This is a genomic window from Pseudosporangium ferrugineum (genome assembly GCF_003002065.1).
Lineage (GTDB): Bacteria > Actinomycetota > Actinomycetes > Mycobacteriales > Micromonosporaceae > Actinoplanes > Actinoplanes ferrugineus_A.
On record NZ_PVZG01000009.1, the window covers coordinates 228,420 to 248,072 of the forward strand.

Below are 19,653 nucleotides of genomic sequence, written 5' to 3' on the forward strand. Positions count from 1 at the left end.
GTGGTCGTTCGACCCCCATGTCAGAGCTCGTCGGTCGTGATCAGTCCATCCTGGAGGGCCCGGGCGACGAGGGCCGCCTTGGTGGGGGCCTCACGGCCGACGTTGGCGTACTTCACGCGTACCCGTTCGAGGCAGGAGTTGACCCGATGCACCGTGAGGTGCAGGCGGCGCGCGACCATCTCCTTCGATTCACAGTGGAACCATTCGAGCAGGACCTCGGTCTCGCGGGGCGACAACCGCGGGCGGTGGGGCCGGTCGTCGGTGCCGAAAGCGCCGGAGAGCGCCGGCGGCGTGTACGGAGCAGCCGCCACCGCCGCCGTGATCGCCCCGACCAGATGCTCCTCGCCCTCGACCTTCGTGAGGTACGTGAACGCGCCGATGTCCAGGCACGTCAGCACGGTCTCCCGGTCGGCGCGCATGCTGTAGACGATGACCTGGCGGCCCGCGTCGACCAGGCGTTTGAGGTTCCCGTACGCCGGGCCGGTGACGTCGAGCTGCAGATCGAGCACCACCACGTCGGCACCGGCGCCCGGCGGTAGCCACGCGACCGACACATCGGTTCCCCAGGCGACCACCTCGATCGGCGGGTCGGCGAGCGCGCACCAGGCCCGTACGCCCGCGTGCACCACCGGGTGGTCGTCCACCACGACAACGCTGATCACGGCGCCTCCCGCCAGACCGACTGGATCCACCAACGGTCGCCGTCGAGCACGGTGGAGCGGCGTACCCCGTCCCCGTCGGGGACCTCGGGCGGCGGCGCGCACCTCGCGATGACGCTGACGGTCACCGCGTCCCCGGTGCCCGCGATGGTCAGCCGCACCTTGCCGCGGGCCGTGGCGAGCGCCTCGACGGCCGGTTCGGTCAGCCGCCGCAGGGCCCGGGGAGGCAGTTCCGGGCGGGTGCCGTACTCGGCGAAGGAGACCGGGGTCCCCCGCCGCTCGGCCCGCTCGATGCAGGCCCGCAGCTCGCTCACCAGCGGGTCGGGGACCGTCGAGTATTCGGTGAGGAGCCGCCGCATCCGGGCCGCCTCCGCCGCGCACTCCTCGCGTACCGCCTGCTCCGCCGGGTCGAGCTTCCCGTCGGCCAGGCCCTCCAGCAACGGGACGGCCGTCGTGGCGAGGTCGGCGTACCGGCGTTCCCGGTCGCGGTGCAGCTGGCGGGCGACCTCCTCGGAGGTCCGCAGTTGTTCGGCGGCGCGCACGACCTGGGCGGAGGAGACGGCCAGCCCGCGCAGCACCGCGGCGATCATCCCGACGGCGAGCTGGAACGCGAGCACCAGCCACGTCGCGTTGACCACGCCCGCGACGCTCAGCGCCGCCTGCCCGTCCGCCGCGGCCTGGGCGAAGGTGAGGAGATACTGCGCACCGAGGACCGCGGCGAGGACCGCCACCCGGCTGTCCAGCAGGATCAGCACCACCTGCCAGCCGGCGTCGCCCTCCGACCAGTGCGCCGGCCCGAGCCGGTATTCGGGCCGGACCGTGGCGGTGGCGACGACCGAGCAGACCAGCACCACGGCGAGCAGCGGCCACCGCTTGACCGGCCGGTCGCGCCAGGTCGCGACGGCCGCCACGAGGGTCGTGCCGAGCAGCCCGGCCCAGGCGGCGAACTGCGCACCGAGCTGGGTGTACGCCTCCCGCCCGGTCAGCAGGTGCGGCAGGTCGAGCAGGACCAGGATGGCCAGGCTCACCAGCACGACGGCCCAGCGCAGGCCGCGCTGGAAGCCGGCGGCGATGAGGCCCTCGTCGCCGGGGACCTCCGGCTCGGACAGCGGGCACCGGAGCGTGACGGTGGTGCCGCCGCCGGGGCTGCTGACGATGCGCGCCTCGCCGCCGCGGCGGGCCATCCGTTCCCGCAGCGACCGGGTCACGCCGTGGCGGTCCGGTGCCACCAGGCCGGGGTCGAATCCGGCGCCCTCGTCGGCGATGTCGACCGTCACCCCGGCGGCGTCGCGGCGCACCGAGATCTCGGCATGGTCGACCCCCGCGTGCCGGACCACGTTGGTCAGGGCCTCGCGGACACCCCGGCTGAGCGAGACGGCGTCGACCGCCGGCAGGGCAAGGGATTCGGGGGTACGCCATGAGACCCGTAACGGCGTCTGGGCGGCCACCTCGCGCAGCAGCCCGATCAGGTCGAGCTCGCCGTGGTGCCCGGCGTCCGACCGGCCGATCTCGCGCAGGTCCCGCCGTGCCTGCTCGGCGAGCCAGGCCTCCCGTTCCGTCAGGACGCCGTTGCCGATCATCAGCAGGGTGACCGAGGCGGTGTCGTGCAGGGCGGCGAGATACTCCCGCTCGTCGGCGCGACGCGCGGTCGCGACGGCCGCGGTGCGGCGCATCTCCTGCCCCCTCTCGATCGTGCGGTCCGCCGTACGCGCACTGCGCCGCACGAACCTGTACAGCGCCCAGGAGAGCGCGACCTCCGCCGCGGTCCACGCCACCACTGCCTCGCTGACCAGCCACCCGCCGGGGTCCGCGATCATCGCCCCGGCGTAGTGCGCGGCGATGATCGCGGACGTGCCGGCGGCGAGAGCCGGCCAGGGCATCTGCCAGGCGTACGTGACGACGGTGATCACCATGGCGATGAGCACCCAGGTCCCGCCGCCACGGGGATCGGAGCGCACCGTCCAGAGCTGGGTCAGGCACACCGCGCACATGACGGCGATGTCGGCCACGATCCACCCGGCCGTACGGGTGCCGCGGAGCAGCTCGCGGGCGTACCAGAGGTTCCAGCCGTTGAGCCCGGCCACGACGGCCACGGTCACGCCCTGCCGCGGCGCCTCGGTCAGCAGGAGCGAGGCGGTGCTGGACAGCGCCACGACGATCAGGCGCAGACCGAGGGCGTAGCGCAGGCCCTGGCGCAGCAGGCTTTCCTCGACCGCGCCCATCGGCGGCCGGCGATCGTCCACATTGACCTGTCCGGCACCGTGCACGCCTCAGATTAACCGTGTCGGGACGCCCGTGGAGCGGCGCGACGACGCGGGTTCAGACGGATTACGGACCATTGCCCGGTCCCACCCCGTCGAGGGTGCGCCGGGCCGCCAGCCAGGCCGAGTCCTTGGCGGCCTTGGCCTTGAGGTCGTACAGGTCGGCGGCGCTCGGTTGGGTGGTGTCGAAGACCTTGGAACTCTTCTCCCCGTTGACCGCCGTGCACTCGTGCAGATAATGCGGCGGGTTCGAGCCGTGCACCTGGACGTACGTGCATCTGGGCTCCAGGTCCTTCACGATGTCGCCCATGAGCTCGCGATAGTCGGCCTCGGCCCGGGCCAGCGCCGCGGGCATGCCGGCATCGGTCGCCACCGTCAGCAGGGTCGGGTAGATGCTCTGCGCGGCCAGGGCGATCTGGTCCTTGGCCTTGACGCTGCTCACCCCGCGGTACTTCTCGAAGGCGTTGCCCGCATAGCCGGAGAGCGTCTGGCGTACGTACTCCGCCAGCCAGACCTCGTTCTCGCGGATGGCCTCGTAGTCGGCCATGCCGTACGAGATGGAGCGCAGGTGGCCCATTACCTCGCGGGCCTCGATGCTGTCGATGTGAGAGATCACGGCGTTCTCGGTCTCGGAGATCGCGCCGGTCAGCAGGCGTACGAACTGCACGGCCTGTTCGGGGGTGATCGCCCCGGCCTTGTAGACGTTCCAGGCGAGCAGCGCCAGGTCGACGACCTTGTCGGCGGCTCCGTCGGCGGCCCGGGCGGGTTGTGCGGTGCCGGTGAGGAGCATCGTGGCCGCCAGGATCACGGCCGCGACGCCCTGTCGTAGTCTTCGCATGGTCCGGAGTCTCGCGGTGCCGCCTGGGGCGCGTCTTCGTGAGCGGAACGCAATCGGGCAGCGAGGTTTGTCAATCGGCGTAGTGCTCCTCGGCGAGTGTCCGTGCCACCGCCGCGCTCAGCAGGCGGACGCCGGCGGTGGAGCCCGGGTCGACGCCCGTGACGTCGCGCACGCGGCGCAGCCGGTAGTCCAGCGTGCGCGGGTGGATGTGCAGCGCGGCGGCGGTCGTGACGCGGTTCATGTCGTTCGTGTAGTACGCGTGCAGGGTCATCACCAGGTCCGGGCCGGAGGCGAGAGCCCTCGCGTACGTGCGCAGCCATCCGTCGATCGCCGGCGTGTGCGTGAGAGCCATCTCGACGAAGAGGTCGGCGATGCCGGGCAGCCGGTCCGGGCGATCCTGCGGCGGCGCGACCCGGCTCACGCCCCGGGCCCGGGCGAAGGCCTCGGCCAGCCCGCCCGCCGGCCCTTCGGCGGCGCCCAGGCCGCAGGGCTGACCGATCAGCGCCGCGGCCCGGCGGGCCCGGTCCATGACGGCCGCCGGCTGGTCGGTGGCCGGCGACAGGACGGCGAGCTCGTCGCCGGCGAGCCAGGTCACCGGGACCCGGTCGGCGGCCAGGACCGCGACGACCTCGCCCCGGATCTCCGGCGACACCGGACGGCCCGTACGCAGCACGGTGACGTGATACCGCCCGCACCGGTGCAGGTCGGCCACGAACGGCTCCACCGGCTCGTCCGCGAGCAGGGCCCGGGCCAGGAGTTCCAGCCGGGTCGGCAGCACCCGCGCGGCACCGCCGCCGTGGGTGTAGCCGTGCAGGTAGGCGGTGCGGGCGCGCAGGCCCTGGGTGCCCAGCCAGCCGACGATCCGCAGCAGGCTGTTGACGTCGGCCGGGCGGGCCAGATCCTGCACCTCGCGCACCATCATCGCGGTGTGCAGGCCGAGCACGTGCTGCTGCGAGGACACCGACAACCCCGCCTCGGCGCGCTGCCGGCCGACCGCGGCGATGCCGGCCAGATCCTTCTCGGTGAGCGGCCGCTCGGCCGCGGCGAGATCGAGCGACCGGCGCCGGATGGAGACCGCGAAGTCGTACATGTCCAGCGGGCTTCCGGCGCCGGTCGGCATCGTCTGGTACTCGGTGACCTCGTGGGTGAACGTCTCGACCGCGTGCCGCGCGTTGGCCTCGACCCGCTCGCGCAGCGCGTTGAACAACACATCCATTGATGCGACCCCTCCCCGTCACGTCCACTTCGGAGCGATGACGGTGCCGGATGGCCGCGACCCGGCGGATTTCGGGGCTGTTGCTTCCCGGTGACTAGACCGGCAGGGTGCGCAGTTGCGGCAGCGCGTCCATCGCGACCCGGCGGCTGGTGTTGCGCGTCGCGTCGGCGTCCACCGCGGCGCGGTTGAGCGGGCCGTGGACCATCGTGAGGAGATAGTACTGCTCGTAGTCGGTCGCGACGTCGCCGTTGTAGGCCGTACAGGTGTAGTGGATCTCGGTGACCACCGGGCGGCCGCGGTCGTCGTACTCGGTCCACCGCCGCTCGTCGCAGGACGGCTGAAGCTTCGTCACCAGCGTCTCGTAGCTGCGGATCTGGTCGCGTACGAGCAGGTCGATGCCGTTGATCAGGCCGGCCTTGGCGCGGGCGGCGATGGCGATCGCCGAGATCTGGGTGATGGCGAAGCCGATCGCGTCGACGTGCGCCTTGGTCTGCACGGCGCCGACGTACTCGTTGGCCATCGCCGCGCAGCTCGTGGCGCTCTGCGCCCAGAGCTGCAGCACCGTCCGGCTCATGCTCTCGATGTCGCTGAACTCGATCGTGTGGGTACGGGCGCAGGCCTTGACCTCGGCGCTGGCGAGCTGGTCGATCTGGTTCAGGATGTTCTGCTCGGACGCCTCGACCGCGGCGATGATCTGCCGGACCGCGGCGTCCAGACTGGACGACGAGCCGCCGCTGTTGAGCGCCGCACCGGCCACCGCCACGATCGCGCTGACCCAGTCGAAAGCCAGGGCACTGACGGCGCCGCGGGCCGCCTGCGGGGGCTCGGCGGCCGCCGGTTGGGCGGTTCCGACGAGGCCGAGGGTGACCGCCAGGGCGCCCGCGGCGATCCCCCGGAGCAGTTTCGTACGCATGGCGACACCTCCTCTCCGATGCTCGGCGGACGGCCGTCGCCCGCCGAGCACAGGCTGGCAGGGCATCGACATCGGTGTCTTCGTCGCCGATGACAAGGCGGGCGCCCGTCACCCCGGCCGGGTTGTCACATCTGACAGGCCGGCCTCCTCGCCGCCGTTCAGGGGACCAGCACGACCTTGCCGATGTTCTTGCCGTTCTCCAGCAGGGACAGGGCCTCGGCCGCCTCGGCGAGCGGCAGGCTGGTGATGCGGGGCCCGGTCACCGTGCCGTCGGCGAGCCAGGTCAGCAGCCGCCCGGCCGCGGCGTACGCCGCCTGGGGGCGGTGGGTGAGCCAGTACGTGACGTTGAACCCGGTCAGGGTCTGCGCCGGGGCGGGGTTGTAGAGCACGCTCGCCAGGGCCGCCGGGTCGACGGTGTCGTCGTAGCCGGCGAGGCTGCCGTACGAGATCAGCCGGCCGAACGGGGCCAGGATCGAGATCGTCTCCCCCAGGTGCCGCGGCCCGACGGCCTCCAGCGCCACGTCGACCCCCGTGCCGCCGGTGAGCTCCTTGACCGCCAGCGGCCAGCCGTCCCCGTGGTAGTCCACCGCGTGGTCGGCACCCAGCTCGAGGGCGATCCGGCGCTTCTCCTCGGTGCCCGCTCCGGCGATGACGGTGGCACCGAGCGCCTTGGCGATCTGCACCGCGAAGCCACCGAGCCCACCCGCGGCAGCCGGCACGAACACCGTCTCCCCCTCGGTGACCTTGGCCGCCTCGATCAGCATGACGGCGGCGGCCACGCCGACCACGGTCAGCCCGGCCGCGCGCTGCGCGCTCAGACCCGGCGGGATCGGGAACAGCCCGGCGGCGCCGGCCGTCGTCAGCTCGGCCCAGCCGCCGTTGGCCAGGTCTCCGGACACCCCGAAGACCCGGTCACCCACCGCGACGTTCTCCACGCCGTCACCCAGCTCGATGACGGTCCCGGCGACCTCGGCACCCGGGACGAACGGCAGCGGCGTGGGGATGTCGAACGGCATTCCCTTGCGTCGCATGAGGTCCATGAAGTTGACCCCGGCGGCTTCCACGCGGATCAGCACCGCGCCTTCGCCGGGCCGCGGAGTCGGCAGATCGACCTGCTCCAGGACGTCGGGGCCGCCGGTCGCGCTCATCTGGATCGCCTTCATGAGGTACCTTTCTCAGAGTTATGTGGCTGGACACAGTATTTGTTGGCTAGCCACATAACTCAAGGTGTTGGTGGTCACACGAGATCGAGGAGGGCCCGTGTCCGAGGATTTGGCGAGGCTGCTGACGAACAAGCCCAGCCTGCTGCACCAGGCACCGCTGACCTTGAGCCTGCTCGCCCTGTCCCGGACGCTGCACGGGCTGGTCGCCGAGCAACTCCTGACGCTCGGCCTCTACCCCGGGCAGGAGCTGATCCTGATGCGCCTCTACGACCGCGACGACCAGATCCAGACGACGCTGCAGCAGTCGATCGGGCTGGACCACTCCACCCTGTCCCGCAGCATCCGCCGCATGCAGGACGCGGGTCTGGTGACCCGCCGCCCGGACGACCGCGACAGGCGCGCGATGATCGTCTCCCTCACCCCGGCCGGCCGGGCCCTCCAACCCCGCCTCGCCCAGATCTGGGAACAGCTCGAGGAGCTGACGGTCTCGGCACTCGGCCACAGCGGGCAGGACAGCCTTGTCCCGGCGCTGGAAAGCCTGGAACGCTCACTGACCGCGGCGCGCCGCAAGAGCTGACACCACACAAGCGCAGCCAAGAGGGCGTCGACGCTCCTCATTCACCGGCTGCACGCAGCGACGGGCATCGTGTCCGCGAACCGTTCCGAAGTCGGGTACCTTATGCGCTCCCTTCAGATTGAAAGGAACGTATGCGCACCGAAATCCTGCGCCGCTCCGTCGTGCTCGCCGGTGGCGCCCTGCTCCTGGCCGGGTGCTCCGCCTCGCCGGAGCCGCAGGCCGAACCGCCCGCTGCGCCGTCCGCCTCGTCGCCGGCGTTCAGGTTTACCGTCCCCGCCGAGATTGACGGGCTTCCGCAGACCACGACCGCGAAGTGGACCAAGGTCGCGCAGAGCGCCACCCGCTCCCTCAAACGAAACATCTTGCGCCCGCTCGACACCCTGACCGCGGTGTACGTCGACACCAGCGACCCTGCCGAGGGTGTCGAGCTGAGCGCCGTCGCTGGTGAGGTGGCCGACCCGGCGAGCCAGCTTCGCCTTATCACCGGCAACCTGACCGGTGAATGGCAGGACGCAGAGATCGAGGGTGGCGTCGGCACCTGCAGCGTGAATCGTGAGGAGCGTCCGCTGATCCGCACCGACTGCTACTGGGCGGAGCCGGGAAGCGTCGGACGAGTCTCCCTCTGGGGTCTGAAGGACCGCCGCAAAGACTTCCCGGCCATTCAACGGCAGTTCAACCGCGGCACCGTCTCGGATTGAGCACGCCGGCGCAGTCCTACAATTGCAGCTACGCCTATCCACTGCGCAAGGACCTGGTGTCGTGTCGGCCCCGCTTCGGCTGTCCACTCAGGGCACCCGCTCCCGGATTGCCACCGCCATACCCTTGATTGCGCATTGATCAATGTCGCTGAACTGGCACGGAGTCGCACCCCTGGGTGGCGCTGCTGACGATCAGGCTCGGCGACGACGGCGTCCTGCTGGACGGCCTCATTGACCGGGACCGGCGGTGTGGTGATTCGAGTTCGACGTGGGCCACGCCCCAAAGGGTCTCGTTCCGACGCCGGCGGATCTTGCCGACCGGATTCCGGTTGTGCCGGCCGGCCGGACCGATGAAGCCGGAGGTTCAGGGGCGGTCCCGTGACGACGACGGTCACCTTCGAGGTGATCGGTTCGTCTACCACGCTTCGGTCCATACTCTGGCGAACCCCTGACGGTGACACGACCGACCCTGTGTCGTCGGGAACGCTGCCCTGGTCCAAGACGGTGGAGATCAGTGCGGTTGAGGGGGTGCTCTACGTGAATGCTCCGGCATATGCGGCGGGTGTTTCCGACCCCCATGGAAGTTTGAGCTGCCGCATTACGGTCGACGGGCTCGTCGTCGAGCAGGACGGGCCGAGTTCCACCGGCCCGCGTTGCTGGACCACCGTGCAGCGTGCGCTGAAGGCCAAGGCCGAGCAGCACTAGAGCGGGCCCGGATTCCGCCACGACGTCGAGGAACGTGCGGCGGCGCTCGCCAAGGAGATCGCGGCTCCTCCGCGTCGGCGACCATGCTCGGCGCCACCGTGCGCGAGATCCTCGCTTCGGAGGGCGTTGCGGATTCGTTGCGTCCCTCCAGTGGGGCACGCAACGGACCCCACCGACGGCCGATGGCCTCCGTGCGGAGGCTCAGGGTGCCCGGGGCGGGTCTCGAACCCGCACGCCTTTTGGGCAGCCGCTTTTAAGGCGGCCGTGTCTGCCGTTCCACCACCCGGGCCGGGGCGCTGGTGCCCACCGTATCGGGTCGGGCCCACTCGGCACGATGGCGGATGGTCTCGTTGCGGTCAGCGCGCCGAAGAAGGCCGGGCGGGACGGGGTGGGACAAAGCGGGCTGGGCGGGGGTGGGTGGGACGGCAAGTGGCCCGCTCGGTGAACCACCGGGCGGGCCGGGCCGGCATCGCCCCGGTCAGCGGCGCACCCGGCCCGGAGATCACCGCCGCCGGCTCCGGCGCCGGGTTCGTGGGGGTCAGCGGGTGGCGGCTCCGACCGGCTCCGGGGTGCGGTCCTCGGTCACCTGGGGGGTGACGTGGGTGAACTCCTGGCGGGGCTGGTGCAGCTGGCCCAGCGAGATGACTTCCCGCCTCAGGACGAAGGCCAGCGTCCAGTCGACGAGCACGCGGGCCTTGCGGTTGAACGACGGGATGCGGCTCATGTGGTACGTGCGGTGCATCAGCCAGGCCGGGAAGCCCCTGAGCTTGACGCCGTAGATCTTTGCTACGCCCTTGTAGAGGCCGAGGCTGGCGACGCTGCCGGCGTACTTGTGGCGGTAGTTCTTCGGGGTGCCGCCGTAGACGACCTGGCGGATGTTGTCGGCGAGGACCGTGGCCTGGCGGACGGCGTGCTGGGCGCTCGGCGAGCACCAGGCGCCCGGGTTGGTCAGGTCGGGGACCTGGGCGCAGTCGCCCGCCGCCCAGGCGCCGTCGAGGACCTTGTCGCCGTCGGCGATCTGGAGCGTCGGCAGGCAGGTGAGGTGGCCGCGCGGGCCGCGGGGCAGGTCGGTCTGGTCCAGCATCGGGGACGGCTTGACGCCCGCGGTCCAGACGATCGTCTCGGCGTGGAAGACCTCGCCGTCGGAGAGGTGCACCTCGCCGTCGACGCAGGACTCCATGCGGGTCTCGAGGCGAATGTCGATGCCGCGCTTCTGGAGCTGGCGGGCCGCGTACGCGCCCATCTCCGGGCCGACCTCGGGCAGGATCCGGTTGGACGCCTCCACGAGGACGAACCGGACCTCCTCCTGCTTCAGCTCCGGGTAGTACTTGAGGCCGTCGCGGACCACGTCCTCCATCTCGGCCAGCGCCTCGACGCCCGCGTAGCCGCCGCCCACGAAGACGAACGCCAGGGACGCCCTGCGCACCTCGGGGTCGGGCGTCGCGGCGGCGACGTCGAGCCGGTCCAGGATGTGGTTGCGCAGGTAGATGGCCTCGCCGATGGTTTTGAAGCCGATGCCGCGGTCGCGCAGGCCGGGGATGGGCAGCACCCGGGAGACCGAGCCCGGCGCGACGATGATGTGGTCGTATGCGATCTCCTTGATGGGTCCCTCGATCGGCTGCACGGTCACCGTCCGGCGGGCGTGCTCGATCTTCGTGACCTCACCGGAGACGATGTGGCACCGCTTCAGCTCGCGGCGCAGCGGCACCACCGAGTGGCGCGGCGAGATGTTGCCGGCCGCCGCCTCCGGCAGGAACGGCTGGTACGTCATGTGCGGCTGGGGATCGATGACGATCACTTCGGCACGGCGGGCGTTGAGCTTCTTCGACAGGCGAAGGGCCGCGTAGAGACCGACGTGTCCTGCGCCTACCACCACGATGCGTTGCGGGTTCACGCATTCATTGTCCTGCGCGGAGCGGCCCGGCGCCCGGTTCTGTGACCAAGGACAAGTCCAGAAGTCAAGGGTCGTAACGCCGGTATTTCGGTTTCATTTCGCTGAGAACGTCATGGGCGCCGGAGCAGCCGGGCGAGCAGAAGGGTCACCCCGACGGCCGCCGCGAGGCCCACGAGGGTCGCCAGGACGAACGCGCCACCGGCCAGTTCCGCGGTCAGGCCCAGCGCCACCACGGTCAGCACGGCCGAGCCGAGGATCACCACGCCCGCGCGCACCAGCCAGGACGAGATCACGTCCGGGTTGACGAGCGCGTCGTACGGCAGCACCGCCGCGAGCGCCGCCAGCGAGTGCCCGGCGTAGAGCATGGTCGCGATCACCAGCAGCCGCCAGAGCGCGATGCGAGCGTCGTACCAGGTGGTGTCGACGATCCAGCCGCCGACGACGGCCAGCACGGTCAGGGTCACGCCCCGGCCGCGCGGCGCGAACGCCGGATAGACCGCGGCGACCGCGAGCAGGACGACGTAACGGCTCACCACCAGGGTGGCCGGCCACGCCACCAGCATCGCCGCCAGGAACGCGAGACCGATGCCGGCCCGCACCAGCAGGGGCAGGAGCGTCGCCCGGGCCACTGCCGTCCGCGTACGGTCGATCCGCCCCGCGATCCCGTTCAGCATGTCAGCGTCCCCTCGGGGCGGAAGCCAGCCGCGCCACGTCCCGCAGGACCAGGTCCAGGCTGCCCGCCCCGGCCCAGGTCACCACCGGCACGCCGTGCTCGCGCAGGCGGCCCAGCACGTTCTCCCGCTCCATCCGCCACAGCCGGGTGGCGAGCGGCGTCCACTCGCTGCGCTGCGGCGGCGCGGCGCCCTCCGGCAGCGTGTCCACCGCGACCGTGTACCGGCCCGTCTGCACGAGGCCGGCCAGCATGTCCGCGGCGCGCGGGTCGACCAACGGGGTCAGCACCACCACCAGCGCGTCCGAGGACACGTTGTGGGCGCCGAAGACGTGCTCGTGCGGCTCCCGGTCGGTGGTGTCGGCCCGCACGTCCAGGAGCCACTCGAGGACCGTGAGGTACTGCCGGCGGCCGGTGGCGGGGCGCAGGCGACGGGCGGTCGAGCCGTACTCGGCGAGCGAGACCCGGTCGCCGCGCTGGAGGTAGTGCTCGGCGATGGCGGCGGCCGCGCGGACGGTCGTGTCCAGCACCGACGCCTTGCCCTTCACCCCGCCGGACGCGCCCGCCTCGCCGAGAACGTCGAGCAGCAGCAGCACCTCGGCGTCCCGGTCCGACAGCGTCGAGGCCACGTGCAGGTCGCGGGTGCGCAGCGACACCCGCCAGTCGATGCGGCGCAGCCGGTCGCCGGGCGCGAACGGGCGTACGCCGGCCAGCTCGCCGCCCTCGCCGGGCCGCCGCGACCGGTGGTTGCCGACCAGACCGGCCGCCGCGGGCATCGCCTCGGTGGCGGCGAACGGCTCGGTCTCCGGGTAGACCCGCACGCCGCGGGCCGGCACCACCACCGGGCGGCAGGCCAGCAGGCCGCCGCACGCCGCCACCCGGGCAGCGGCCGGGCCGACGGCGTGCCGGCCCCAGCGCACCGCCGTGCCGGGCAACTCGACGGCCGTCCAGCCGTCCGGGGTCACGCTGATCGCGAAGGGCCGGTCGGCGTCCTCCAGCCGCAGCCACGGCGACGTGCGGGTACGCACCACCACCAGGTCGTAGTTGATGACGTCCGGGTTGGTGACCGTGACCGACGCCTCGACCTCGCCGCCCTCGACGATGTGATCCTCGTCCGCGTCGATCCGCAGCTCGGGGGCCGACCGCGGCATCCGGCGCAGCCCGACCGCCGCGCCGATCGCGAAGGGGGCAGCCAGCAGCACCAGGTCGACCCGGCCCAGCGCGACGCCGAGCACCAGCAACAGGCCGGTGAGCAGCACCGTACGGCCCAGCGCCCGGGTGGGCACCCACACCGGCGGCGCCCAGCCCTCCTCGGCCGCGACCTCGTTCGGAGGCACTGCGGCCCGCAGGTGCGGCGCTTCGGAGACGGTCACTGCTCGGCGTACCCGCCGGCGTACGTCGGAAGCGCGCCACTGGCCGGCGCCGGCACGTTCTGCAGCACCTCCTGGACCACGAACGACGGGTCGACCCGGCGCAGCCACATCTCCGGCCGCAGGGTGATCCGGTGCGCGAGCGCCGGCACCGCCACGTCCTTGACGTCCTCGGGCACCACGTAGTCGCGGCCGGCCAGGGCCGCGCGGGCCCGGGCGAGCAGCAGCAGGGCCAGCGAGCCCCGCGGCGACGAGCCGACCAGCGCCGAGGCGTGCTCGCGGGTGGCGGCGGTCAGCGCCACGATGTAGCGGCCGATCGAGTCCTCGACCGCCACCGACTCCAGCGCGGCCTGCATCGACATCAGGGTGCGGGCGTTGACCACGGGCGCGAGCTGCGCCTCCTCCTGGCGGCGGGACATGCGCCGGCGCAGCACGTCCCACTCCTCGTCCTGCGTCGGATAGCCGAACGAGACGCGCAGCATGAAGCGGTCCAGCTGGGCCTCGGGCAGCGGGTACGTGCCCTCGTACTCGATCGGGTTGGCGGTGGCCAGCACGTGGAAGGGCGGGTCGAGCCGGTAGGTGACGCCCTCGACCGACACCTGCTTCTCCTGCATCGCCTCCAGCAGGGCGGCCTGGGTCTTCGGCGGCGTCCGGTTGATCTCGTCGGCGAGCAGCATGTTCGTGAACACCGGGCCGGCCCGGAAGGCGAAGTCGCCCTTGCGCTGGTCGTACAGGAAGGAACCGGTCACGTCGGCCGGCAGCAGGTCCGGGGTGAACTGCAGCCGGCGGAAGTCCAGGCCGAGGGCCTGGGCGAAGCAGCGGGCGGTCAGGGTCTTGCCCAGCCCGGGCAGGTCCTCCAGGAGCACGTGCCCGCCGGCCAGGATGCCGGCCAGCACCAACTCGAGGGCGTCCCGCTTGCCGACCACCACGCTGCCGACCGACTCGAGGACCGCGCCGGCCAGCCGGCCCACCTCATAGGGCGGCATGGCCTCCACGCTCGCGTCCGTCACCGATCCACCCTTCTCAGATCTTCTCGAGCGCATCGACGTACGCCGACAGCTCCCGGGTCTTCGGCGGTCGCCGCCCCGGCTCGTTGAGCATCTGCCACAGCGGCTCGCCGAGCAGTTCCCGCGCCCGCGGAGGATCCGACGCGCGGGTGATGCCGTGCCGCAGCCGCAGGCGCTCGTCGGCGAGTTCCGCCAGCGCCGGCTGGACGATACGCGAGAAGCGCTCGCCGTCCTCCCGCGACCAGTCCAGTTGCTGCTCCCAGCGGCGTACGGCCACCCGCAGCGTGTCATTGCCGGCCCAGCGGTAGTCGCCGGACTCCTCGCCGCGCCTGTTCTGCGGGCGCGGCAGCGGCGGCGGGGCCACCTCCGACACCGCGAGCATGAGCAGCCGCAACGCGACGAACGCCGCCACCACCAGGAGCACGGAGACCTTGATGCCCTGCGAGCGCAGCACCGCGACGGTGACCGCGGTGGCCACCGCGACCAGCAGCAGGTTGCGCAGCACCCAGCCGACCCGCGAGCGCGGCTTCTGCTCGGCGGCGGGGGCCTCCTCCGCCGGGGCGGGCTGCTCGGCGACGCCGCCGAAGAGGTCCTCGAGCCCGCCGTCGGGATCGCGGCTCACGACGGCACCCCCGCACCGAGGTCGGCGCGCAGCCGTTCCAGCGCCGACACCGCCTGGCGGCGCATCTGGTCGTCCACGGTGTGGGTCGCGTAGCGCGCCTGGCGGTAGACGCCGGCGAACGGGGTCAGCACGGCCGCCTCGACCCGCTGCTCGGCGAGGAGGCGCGCGACCAGGTCGGTGGGGCTGTCCCCGGCGTGCCGGGGCGTGCCGGCCGCGGCGGCGGCCTGCTCGAGGCGCACCCAGCAGGCGATCACGGCGCGGCGCGGGTCGCGGTCGGTGTCCGACAGCTCCTGGAGGCCGGCGTCGAGGGCCGCGACCAGGTCCTCGGCCGTCCGCGCCTCCGCCCGCGGCCCGGCCCGGCGGCCCGTGCGCCGGCCCCGGCGCTTGCGCTGTTCGCGCAGCACCGCCCAGACGACCAGCACGAGCACGATGAGGGCGGCGATGCCGATCACGATCCAGGCCGCGGTGCCGACCCAGCCGGGCAGGCCGCGCGCCGCCTCGACCGGCTCAGGGGTGGACGACTCGATCGCCTCGGGGCTCGGCGGCAGCAGCGGCGCGGCGCTGACCTCGGCCTCCGCCCCGGCGTCCGGGTTGAAGCGCTCGAGCTGCGGCGCCGACCGGGTGGCGGCCAGCGAGGCGAGGAAGAGCAGCGCGAGGACGGCGGCCAGCGGCCACCAGCGACGCAGTGCGGCGAGATCCAATGCTCAGGCCCTGATCCATGATCGGCGGGAAAATCGGCAGGACACGAATCATGCCAGGCCCGCGAGCCGTTTCGCACTGCCGAACACATCGTCGAGCATGGCGGGGGTGAGCCGGCCGGTGAAGGTGTTCTGCTGCGACACGTGGTAGCAGCCGACCAGCTCCGGCGCCCCGGCCACGGACACCCGGGCGCCGTGGCCGAACGCGGGCCTCGGAACGGGCGGCTTCAGGCCGTACACGCTGGTCAGGACCGGCCACCACGCGGCCCAGGCGAACCCGCCCAGCGCGACCACCACCCGCAGCGTGGGCCTGATCAGCGACACCTCGCGGTGCAGCCAGGGCGCACAGGTGTCCCGCTCGACCGGCAGCGGCTTGTTGTCCGGCGGGGCGCAGCGGACCGCCGAGAAGATCCGGGTGTGCCGCAGCGCGAGGCCGTCGTCGGCGGAGACGCTGGTCGGCTGGTTCGCGAGGCCGGCCCGGTGCAGCGCGGCGAAGAGCACGTCGCCGGAGCGGTCGCCGGTGAAGATCCGGCCGGTGCGGTTGCCGCCGTGCGCGGCCGGGGCGAGCCCCAGCACGGCGATGGTGGCGTCCTCCGGGCCGAACCCCGGGATCGGTCGCCCCCAGTAGGTCTCGTCCCGGAAGGCGGCACGCTTCGTGACGGCGACCTCCTCACGCCACGCGACCAGCCGGGGGCAGGCGAAACAATCCGCGATGCCGGCGTCGAGCACGGTGAGTCCGGGCGCCGCGGCCGCGTGGGCGGCGACGTCCTCACGGGTACGGCTGAGCACCCGTCCAGCATCGCTCAGCCGGTACGCCGCAGGCACAGCAGGTACCCGTCGCCGGCCGTGCCGCGGTAGACGAAATACTCCTCGTCCGCGGCGAAGAAGGTCTCGCACGATCGGCTGCGGGAGTCGTTCTCGCCGTCGATCCGGCCGACGACGGCGTACGCCGCGGCCGGCTGGGAGCAGCCCACGACGCTCGCGTCGGCCTCCGCGTCCTCGTCCATCCGTACGCCGGTGGTGGCGGCAAGGCAGTCGCCGACGGCGGCGTCCTCGGCATCGTCCCCGCCGCCGGAGAGGGCCCAGACGGTCAGGACCAGGCCCGCGGCGACGGCGGCGGCCAGGCGGCGCGGATGTCTCACGCAGCCTTCAACGACTCACGAGCCGCCCGGGCTCACCTCGACGGCGTCGCGCTCGGCTTGGCCCGCGCGCTCTTGGACGCGCTGGGCTCGGAGCTCTCCGAGGGCCGCACGCCCGGCATCAGGAACGGCGCCTTGCTGGGACAGTACGGATAGACGTCGCTCTCCGCGTCGACGTAGGTGCCCTGCTCGTCGTGGCAGTACGCGTTGCCGAGGTGGATCGGCTGCCCCTCCTGGTCGAACAGCCGGGCGCCGGTGACGAGCCGCCCCTCGGCGTCGTAGACGAAGACGTCCTCCACCGAGCTGTACGGGTTGTCATAGTTGACGTCTGAATAGTACGAGTCCCGCTTGGTGCTGTCCGCGTCGAAGAAGCCCGCCAGCGCCACCATCGCGAGAACGGCGGAACCCGCGTACAGCCCGAAGCGCGGCCAGCGCGGCAGCCGGGTGACCCGCCGCCCGAACCAGATCGACGCCAGCACCGCGGCGGCCAGCAGCATCAGGGCCACGGCGTCGCTCCCGCCGATCCGCGGCAGCAGGCCGATCGGCTGCCCCCCGTCGTCGAGGGCGGCGGCGAGGATCATGGCCACCAGATAGCCGCGCAGCACCCACCAGGCCGGGCGCAGCAGGGCGAAGAAGTCGCTGGCCCGCTCGTAGCCCATCACCTTGCCCAGGCGCACGTCGGCCACCCGCAGCGGCGGCAGGATCTGCTCGCGAACCTTCTGCAGGTTCTCGCTCAGGCTCGGCGTCACCTGGTCGCGCAGGCCGACGAAGGGCTTGTGCCGGGCCGGCGGCGGGTCCGGGAAACCGCCCACGAAGGGGGTCGAGTTCCGCAGCTCGGCGGCGTACACCTCGGGGCTGCCGAGCCGGTCGACCAGCGAACCCTCGCCGTCCGCCATGACCTCGGTGAGATGCTCGGTAAGGTCCTGGAGCATCTCCTCCCGCACCGCCTCGGGCAGATCGCCGAGGGCCGCGCGGACCGCGAACACGTACGCGGTGATCTCGTCCTGAGCCGTGGGTTTCACGCCGTCTCCCGCTCGCGAAGCAGATCGTCCATCGTTGATGCGAAGTCCTGCCAGATCTTGCCCGACCGCTGCAACTCCCCCCGCCCGGCGGCGTTGAGCGCGTAATACTTGCGGTGCGGCCCCTCGACGCTGGGCACGACGTACGTGCTCAGCAACCCGGCGTTGAACAACCGCCGCAGGGTCCCGTAGACACTGGCGTCGCCGACCTCGGTGAGCCCGGAGGTACGCAGCCGGCGGAGGATGTCGTAGCCGTAGCCGTCCTCGTCGCGCAGGACGGCGAGAACGGCGAGATCCAGCACTCCCTTGAGCAGCTGGGTCGTATCCACGGGCAGCACAGTAGTGCGGTTCGCGCAGTAGTGTCCAATCGATGCGTCAGCGGCCCGGCTCCGGCCACTCGAAGACGTACCGGTTGCGCGAACGATCGAAGCTCACGGCCGGCGGCCCGGGCGGCAGGCAGAAATGCTCGACGGCCCAACCCGCGGCGGCCGCGGTCAAGCCCTCCACCTGGTAGTCCGTCTCCGGGTAGCGGACCGACCGCACGACCACATCGACCGGCCTGCCACCCGTGGCAGCCAGAATCTCGGCGGACCGCAAGGCGATCCCGGCCGAGATCGCGGCCATCTGCTCCTCGTCGAGCGCGGGCCCGTCGAAGTCCCACGTCACCTGTACGCCGTGCTCAGCCGGCCGTGCCTCAGCCACAAAATCGATGCTGATGCCCCACGAGCCGAGCAGCAGCCGGTATCGGTAAGTTGTCATGCCGCCCGCTCCGACCGCACCACACCGCAGAGCAGCGGGTTGCTGAACAGATCGCGCAATCCCGACGCACCCGATGCGCATCATTCCAGTCACTGCCCCGCCGAACGCCGAAAGATCCACCGCTGCCTCGCACCTCACTCCCAGCCGTGGTACCGGCAGGTTCAATCTTTCAGTTGCAGCTATCCAGCCAGCTTCTGGAGCCCTGGGTGGTCGCGACCCGGAAAGGGCACCGAGAGACTAGCCGAAATCTCCGGATCGAAGTATGTGCGCCGAGAGCTGCGGGTGATCGATCGAACTCGGCTCGCCATATTCCAGATCGTCTTCGGAGAAGTGAGCACTTCCCGCCACGACGAAGCCCGGCGGCCCGCCGGCGGCGCCGAGGGAGAAGACATGCGTATCCCGCTCCACCGCATCGATGTCGCCGCCGACGACTTTCGCTGCTTCCTCGAGCGGCACGCGATCCAGCAACAAATTCGCATACTCATTTCGCACCCGGAGCGCAGTTACGCCTCGGAACATCACGTCCACCCGCCCGGGCAAGCCAGGACGACTGTTGCTCCGAAGAAGCAACACACCGTGGCTGACATGGAAGGACCAGAGCTGAAAACGCCTGTCGAATTGAAGTGGAAATCGAATTTCTCCCACTGCATCATCTCCTGGCAACTCGGCTACCACCTGGGGCGGCACGCGATCCAGCGCCAAGCCCCGCTCCGCTCCGCTCCGCTCCGAAAGCGATTACCAAATCCTCGACCGCAGCTCATCGCCCACGAGGTCTGACATGAGCATCTCATCTCGGACTTCAGTCAGGATCGAATGCTCAAATCCCGGTGTTCGCGCAAATTCAACGAGCCAATTCGCAGCCCGAAGCATCCAATATTGACTGCCCGAATTCCATGCCGTTGAGATCGTGACAGAAAACAATGAGTCAATCGCGGGGAAGGCGGGAGTTCGCAACTCACTCCAGTGGCTGTCGAACTGATCACGGCATTCCGGCAAACTTTTCTCCATGAAGGGCCACATCGGCCTCATCCCTGCGGCTTCCAAGCTCGCTCGTTCTTCGGACTGCGTTCCTACGCCGAGCTCTCCGCTCGCCAGCAGGCCGATCCATGCCCCGTCACCCCGGTAGATGACGGGCCTCCATTTTGCGATCATCCCCACGGCCTGCACTCGAAGTCGAGACCCTTATCACTCAAGAATCCCTGAAACTGCTGACGCAAATCATCGGTCCAGCGACGGCCGTAATATCCACTGTTCTCGGTGAAGACGAGCTCACCGTTGTCACCAGTACCGCGGCGGCCACCACGACGAACACGGCGGTTATCGGATCAACGTGGACTCCGACTACTTCGACGTCCAGTTGGGCGACGCCGCGGGCGAGACCACGCTGACCCAGTCGTCGGTGCTGGTGAACCCGCACAACGGCAACCTGCAAGTGCGGTACAACG

Annotated in this window: 21 protein-coding genes and 1 tRNA gene; 3 read left to right on the forward strand and 19 right to left on the reverse strand. The window is 71.4% G+C overall.

The features are described from left to right. Positions 1-20: 20 nt before the first annotated feature. The 6 genes from CLV70_RS20530 to CLV70_RS20555 form a co-directional block, all read right to left on the reverse strand. Complete coding sequence (locus CLV70_RS20530; protein ID WP_211303823.1) at positions 21-662, reverse strand: DNA-binding response regulator; 642 nt, start codon at positions 660-662, stop codon at positions 21-23. After that, positions 659-2,926: a sensor histidine kinase gene (locus tag CLV70_RS20535; RefSeq protein ID WP_146164109.1), complete on the reverse strand. Its 2,268-nt coding sequence runs from the start codon at positions 2,924-2,926 to the stop codon at positions 659-661. The genes CLV70_RS20530 and CLV70_RS20535 overlap by 4 nt, the downstream gene beginning before the upstream one ends. A 61-nt stretch (positions 2,927-2,987) precedes the next feature. Continuing rightward, positions 2,988-3,758, reverse strand: coding sequence for a hypothetical protein (locus CLV70_RS20540; protein ID WP_146164110.1), 771 nt, complete (start codon positions 3,756-3,758; stop codon positions 2,988-2,990). A 70-nt stretch (positions 3,759-3,828) separates the two neighbouring features. Further along, positions 3,829-4,974 carry a PucR family transcriptional regulator gene (locus tag CLV70_RS20545; RefSeq protein WP_106128146.1) on the reverse strand — a complete coding sequence of 382 codons (1,146 nt, stop codon included), beginning with the start codon at positions 4,972-4,974 and terminating at the stop codon, positions 3,829-3,831. Between the two features lie 94 nt (positions 4,975-5,068). Continuing rightward, positions 5,069-5,887 (reverse strand): hypothetical protein, encoded by an 819-nt coding sequence (locus tag CLV70_RS20550; protein ID WP_106128147.1) that lies wholly within the window; start codon positions 5,885-5,887, stop codon positions 5,069-5,071. A gap of 158 nt (positions 5,888-6,045) precedes the next feature. Further along, positions 6,046-7,050: a quinone oxidoreductase family protein gene (locus CLV70_RS20555; RefSeq protein ID WP_106128148.1), complete on the reverse strand. Its 1,005-nt coding sequence runs from the start codon at positions 7,048-7,050 to the stop codon at positions 6,046-6,048. Between the two features lie 97 nt (positions 7,051-7,147). Between CLV70_RS20555 and CLV70_RS20560 the strand changes: the two genes are divergently transcribed. The 3 genes from CLV70_RS20560 to CLV70_RS20570 all read left to right on the forward strand — a co-directional run bounded on the left by CLV70_RS20560 (position 7,148) and on the right by CLV70_RS20570 (position 9,030). Next, the gene (locus CLV70_RS20560) at positions 7,148-7,627 is read left to right on the forward strand and encodes a MarR family winged helix-turn-helix transcriptional regulator (protein WP_106128149.1); all 480 of its coding nucleotides are present in this window, start codon (positions 7,148-7,150) and stop codon (positions 7,625-7,627) included. Positions 7,628-7,758: 131 nt separating this feature from the next. Beyond that, positions 7,759-8,325: a hypothetical protein gene (locus CLV70_RS20565; RefSeq protein ID WP_106128150.1), complete on the forward strand. Its 567-nt coding sequence runs from the start codon at positions 7,759-7,761 to the stop codon at positions 8,323-8,325. 378 nt (positions 8,326-8,703) lie between these two features. Then, positions 8,704-9,030 carry an MmpS family transport accessory protein gene (locus tag CLV70_RS20570; RefSeq protein ID WP_106128151.1) on the forward strand — a complete coding sequence of 109 codons (327 nt, stop codon included), beginning with the start codon at positions 8,704-8,706 and terminating at the stop codon, positions 9,028-9,030. A 207-nt stretch (positions 9,031-9,237) separates the two neighbouring features. On the opposite strand, the gene CLV70_RS20575 is transcribed toward CLV70_RS20570, so the two are convergent. From CLV70_RS20575 to CLV70_RS39180, 13 genes are all read right to left on the reverse strand, one after another. Next, positions 9,238-9,319, reverse strand: a tRNA-Leu gene (locus CLV70_RS20575). Positions 9,320-9,568: 249 nt separating this feature from the next. Beyond that, positions 9,569-10,924, reverse strand: a complete 1,356-nt coding sequence (locus CLV70_RS20580; RefSeq protein WP_106128152.1) for an NAD(P)/FAD-dependent oxidoreductase — start codon at positions 10,922-10,924, stop codon at positions 9,569-9,571. 110 nt (positions 10,925-11,034) lie between these two features. Further along, entirely contained in the window at positions 11,035-11,598 is a 564-nt protein-coding gene (locus CLV70_RS20585) for a hypothetical protein (protein WP_106128153.1), read from the reverse strand. 1 nt (position 11,599) lies between these two features. Beyond that, complete coding sequence (locus CLV70_RS20590) at positions 11,600-12,943, reverse strand: DUF58 domain-containing protein (protein ID WP_425440191.1); 1,344 nt, start codon at positions 12,941-12,943, stop codon at positions 11,600-11,602. A 20-nt stretch (positions 12,944-12,963) separates the two neighbouring features. Further along, a complete protein-coding gene (locus CLV70_RS20595) occupies positions 12,964-13,950 on the reverse strand; it encodes an AAA family ATPase (protein ID WP_106128239.1) in 987 nt (328 codons plus the stop codon). Between the two features lie 37 nt (positions 13,951-13,987). Further along, positions 13,988-14,593, reverse strand: a complete 606-nt coding sequence (locus CLV70_RS20600) for a hypothetical protein (RefSeq protein ID WP_106128154.1) — start codon at positions 14,591-14,593, stop codon at positions 13,988-13,990. Next, positions 14,590-15,294, reverse strand: a complete 705-nt coding sequence (locus CLV70_RS20605; protein WP_106128155.1) for a DUF4129 domain-containing protein — start codon at positions 15,292-15,294, stop codon at positions 14,590-14,592. Before CLV70_RS20605 ends, CLV70_RS20600 begins: the two co-directional genes overlap by 4 nt. A 48-nt stretch (positions 15,295-15,342) precedes the next feature. Beyond that, complete coding sequence (locus CLV70_RS20610) at positions 15,343-16,080, reverse strand: uracil-DNA glycosylase (RefSeq protein ID WP_106128156.1); 738 nt, start codon at positions 16,078-16,080, stop codon at positions 15,343-15,345. 14 nt (positions 16,081-16,094) lie between these two features. After that, positions 16,095-16,433: an LppU/SCO3897 family protein gene (locus CLV70_RS20615; protein ID WP_106128157.1), complete on the reverse strand. Its 339-nt coding sequence runs from the start codon at positions 16,431-16,433 to the stop codon at positions 16,095-16,097. Between the two features lie 32 nt (positions 16,434-16,465). Then, positions 16,466-17,452, reverse strand: a complete 987-nt coding sequence (locus tag CLV70_RS20620) for an HAAS signaling domain-containing protein (protein WP_106128158.1) — start codon at positions 17,450-17,452, stop codon at positions 16,466-16,468. Then, positions 17,449-17,778, reverse strand: a complete 330-nt coding sequence (locus tag CLV70_RS20625) for a PadR family transcriptional regulator (protein WP_106128240.1) — start codon at positions 17,776-17,778, stop codon at positions 17,449-17,451. Before CLV70_RS20625 ends, CLV70_RS20620 begins: the two co-directional genes overlap by 4 nt. A gap of 46 nt (positions 17,779-17,824) precedes the next feature. Continuing rightward, positions 17,825-18,208, reverse strand: coding sequence for a hypothetical protein (locus CLV70_RS20630; protein WP_106128159.1), 384 nt, complete (start codon positions 18,206-18,208; stop codon positions 17,825-17,827). Positions 18,209-18,445: 237 nt separating this feature from the next. Further along, the gene (locus CLV70_RS39180) at positions 18,446-18,910 is read right to left on the reverse strand and encodes a hypothetical protein (protein WP_146164111.1); all 465 of its coding nucleotides are present in this window, start codon (positions 18,908-18,910) and stop codon (positions 18,446-18,448) included. Positions 18,911-19,653: the final 743 nt, after the last annotated feature.

Excerpts from the sequence above, each read along its gene's own strand:
- CLV70_RS20540 (WP_146164110.1), bottom strand. The coding sequence starts at position 3,758 with ATGCGAAGACTACGACAGGGCGTCGCGGCCGTGATCCTGGCGGCCACG.
- CLV70_RS20545 (WP_106128146.1), bottom strand. The coding sequence starts at position 4,974 with ATGGATGTGTTGTTCAACGCGCTGCGCGAGCGGGTCGAGGCCAACGCG.
- CLV70_RS20550 (WP_106128147.1), bottom strand. The coding sequence starts at position 5,887 with ATGCGTACGAAACTGCTCCGGGGGATCGCCGCGGGCGCCCTGGCGGTC.
- CLV70_RS20555 (WP_106128148.1), bottom strand. The coding sequence starts at position 7,050 with ATGAAGGCGATCCAGATGAGCGCGACCGGCGGCCCCGACGTCCTGGAG.
- CLV70_RS20565 (WP_106128150.1), top strand. The coding sequence starts at position 7,759 with ATGCGCACCGAAATCCTGCGCCGCTCCGTCGTGCTCGCCGGTGGCGCC.
- CLV70_RS20585 (WP_106128153.1), bottom strand. The coding sequence starts at position 11,598 with ATGCTGAACGGGATCGCGGGGCGGATCGACCGTACGCGGACGGCAGTG.
- CLV70_RS20595 (WP_106128239.1), bottom strand. The coding sequence starts at position 13,950 with ATGCCGCCCTATGAGGTGGGCCGGCTGGCCGGCGCGGTCCTCGAGTCG.
- CLV70_RS20630 (WP_106128159.1), bottom strand. The coding sequence starts at position 18,208 with ATGACAACTTACCGATACCGGCTGCTGCTCGGCTCGTGGGGCATCAGC.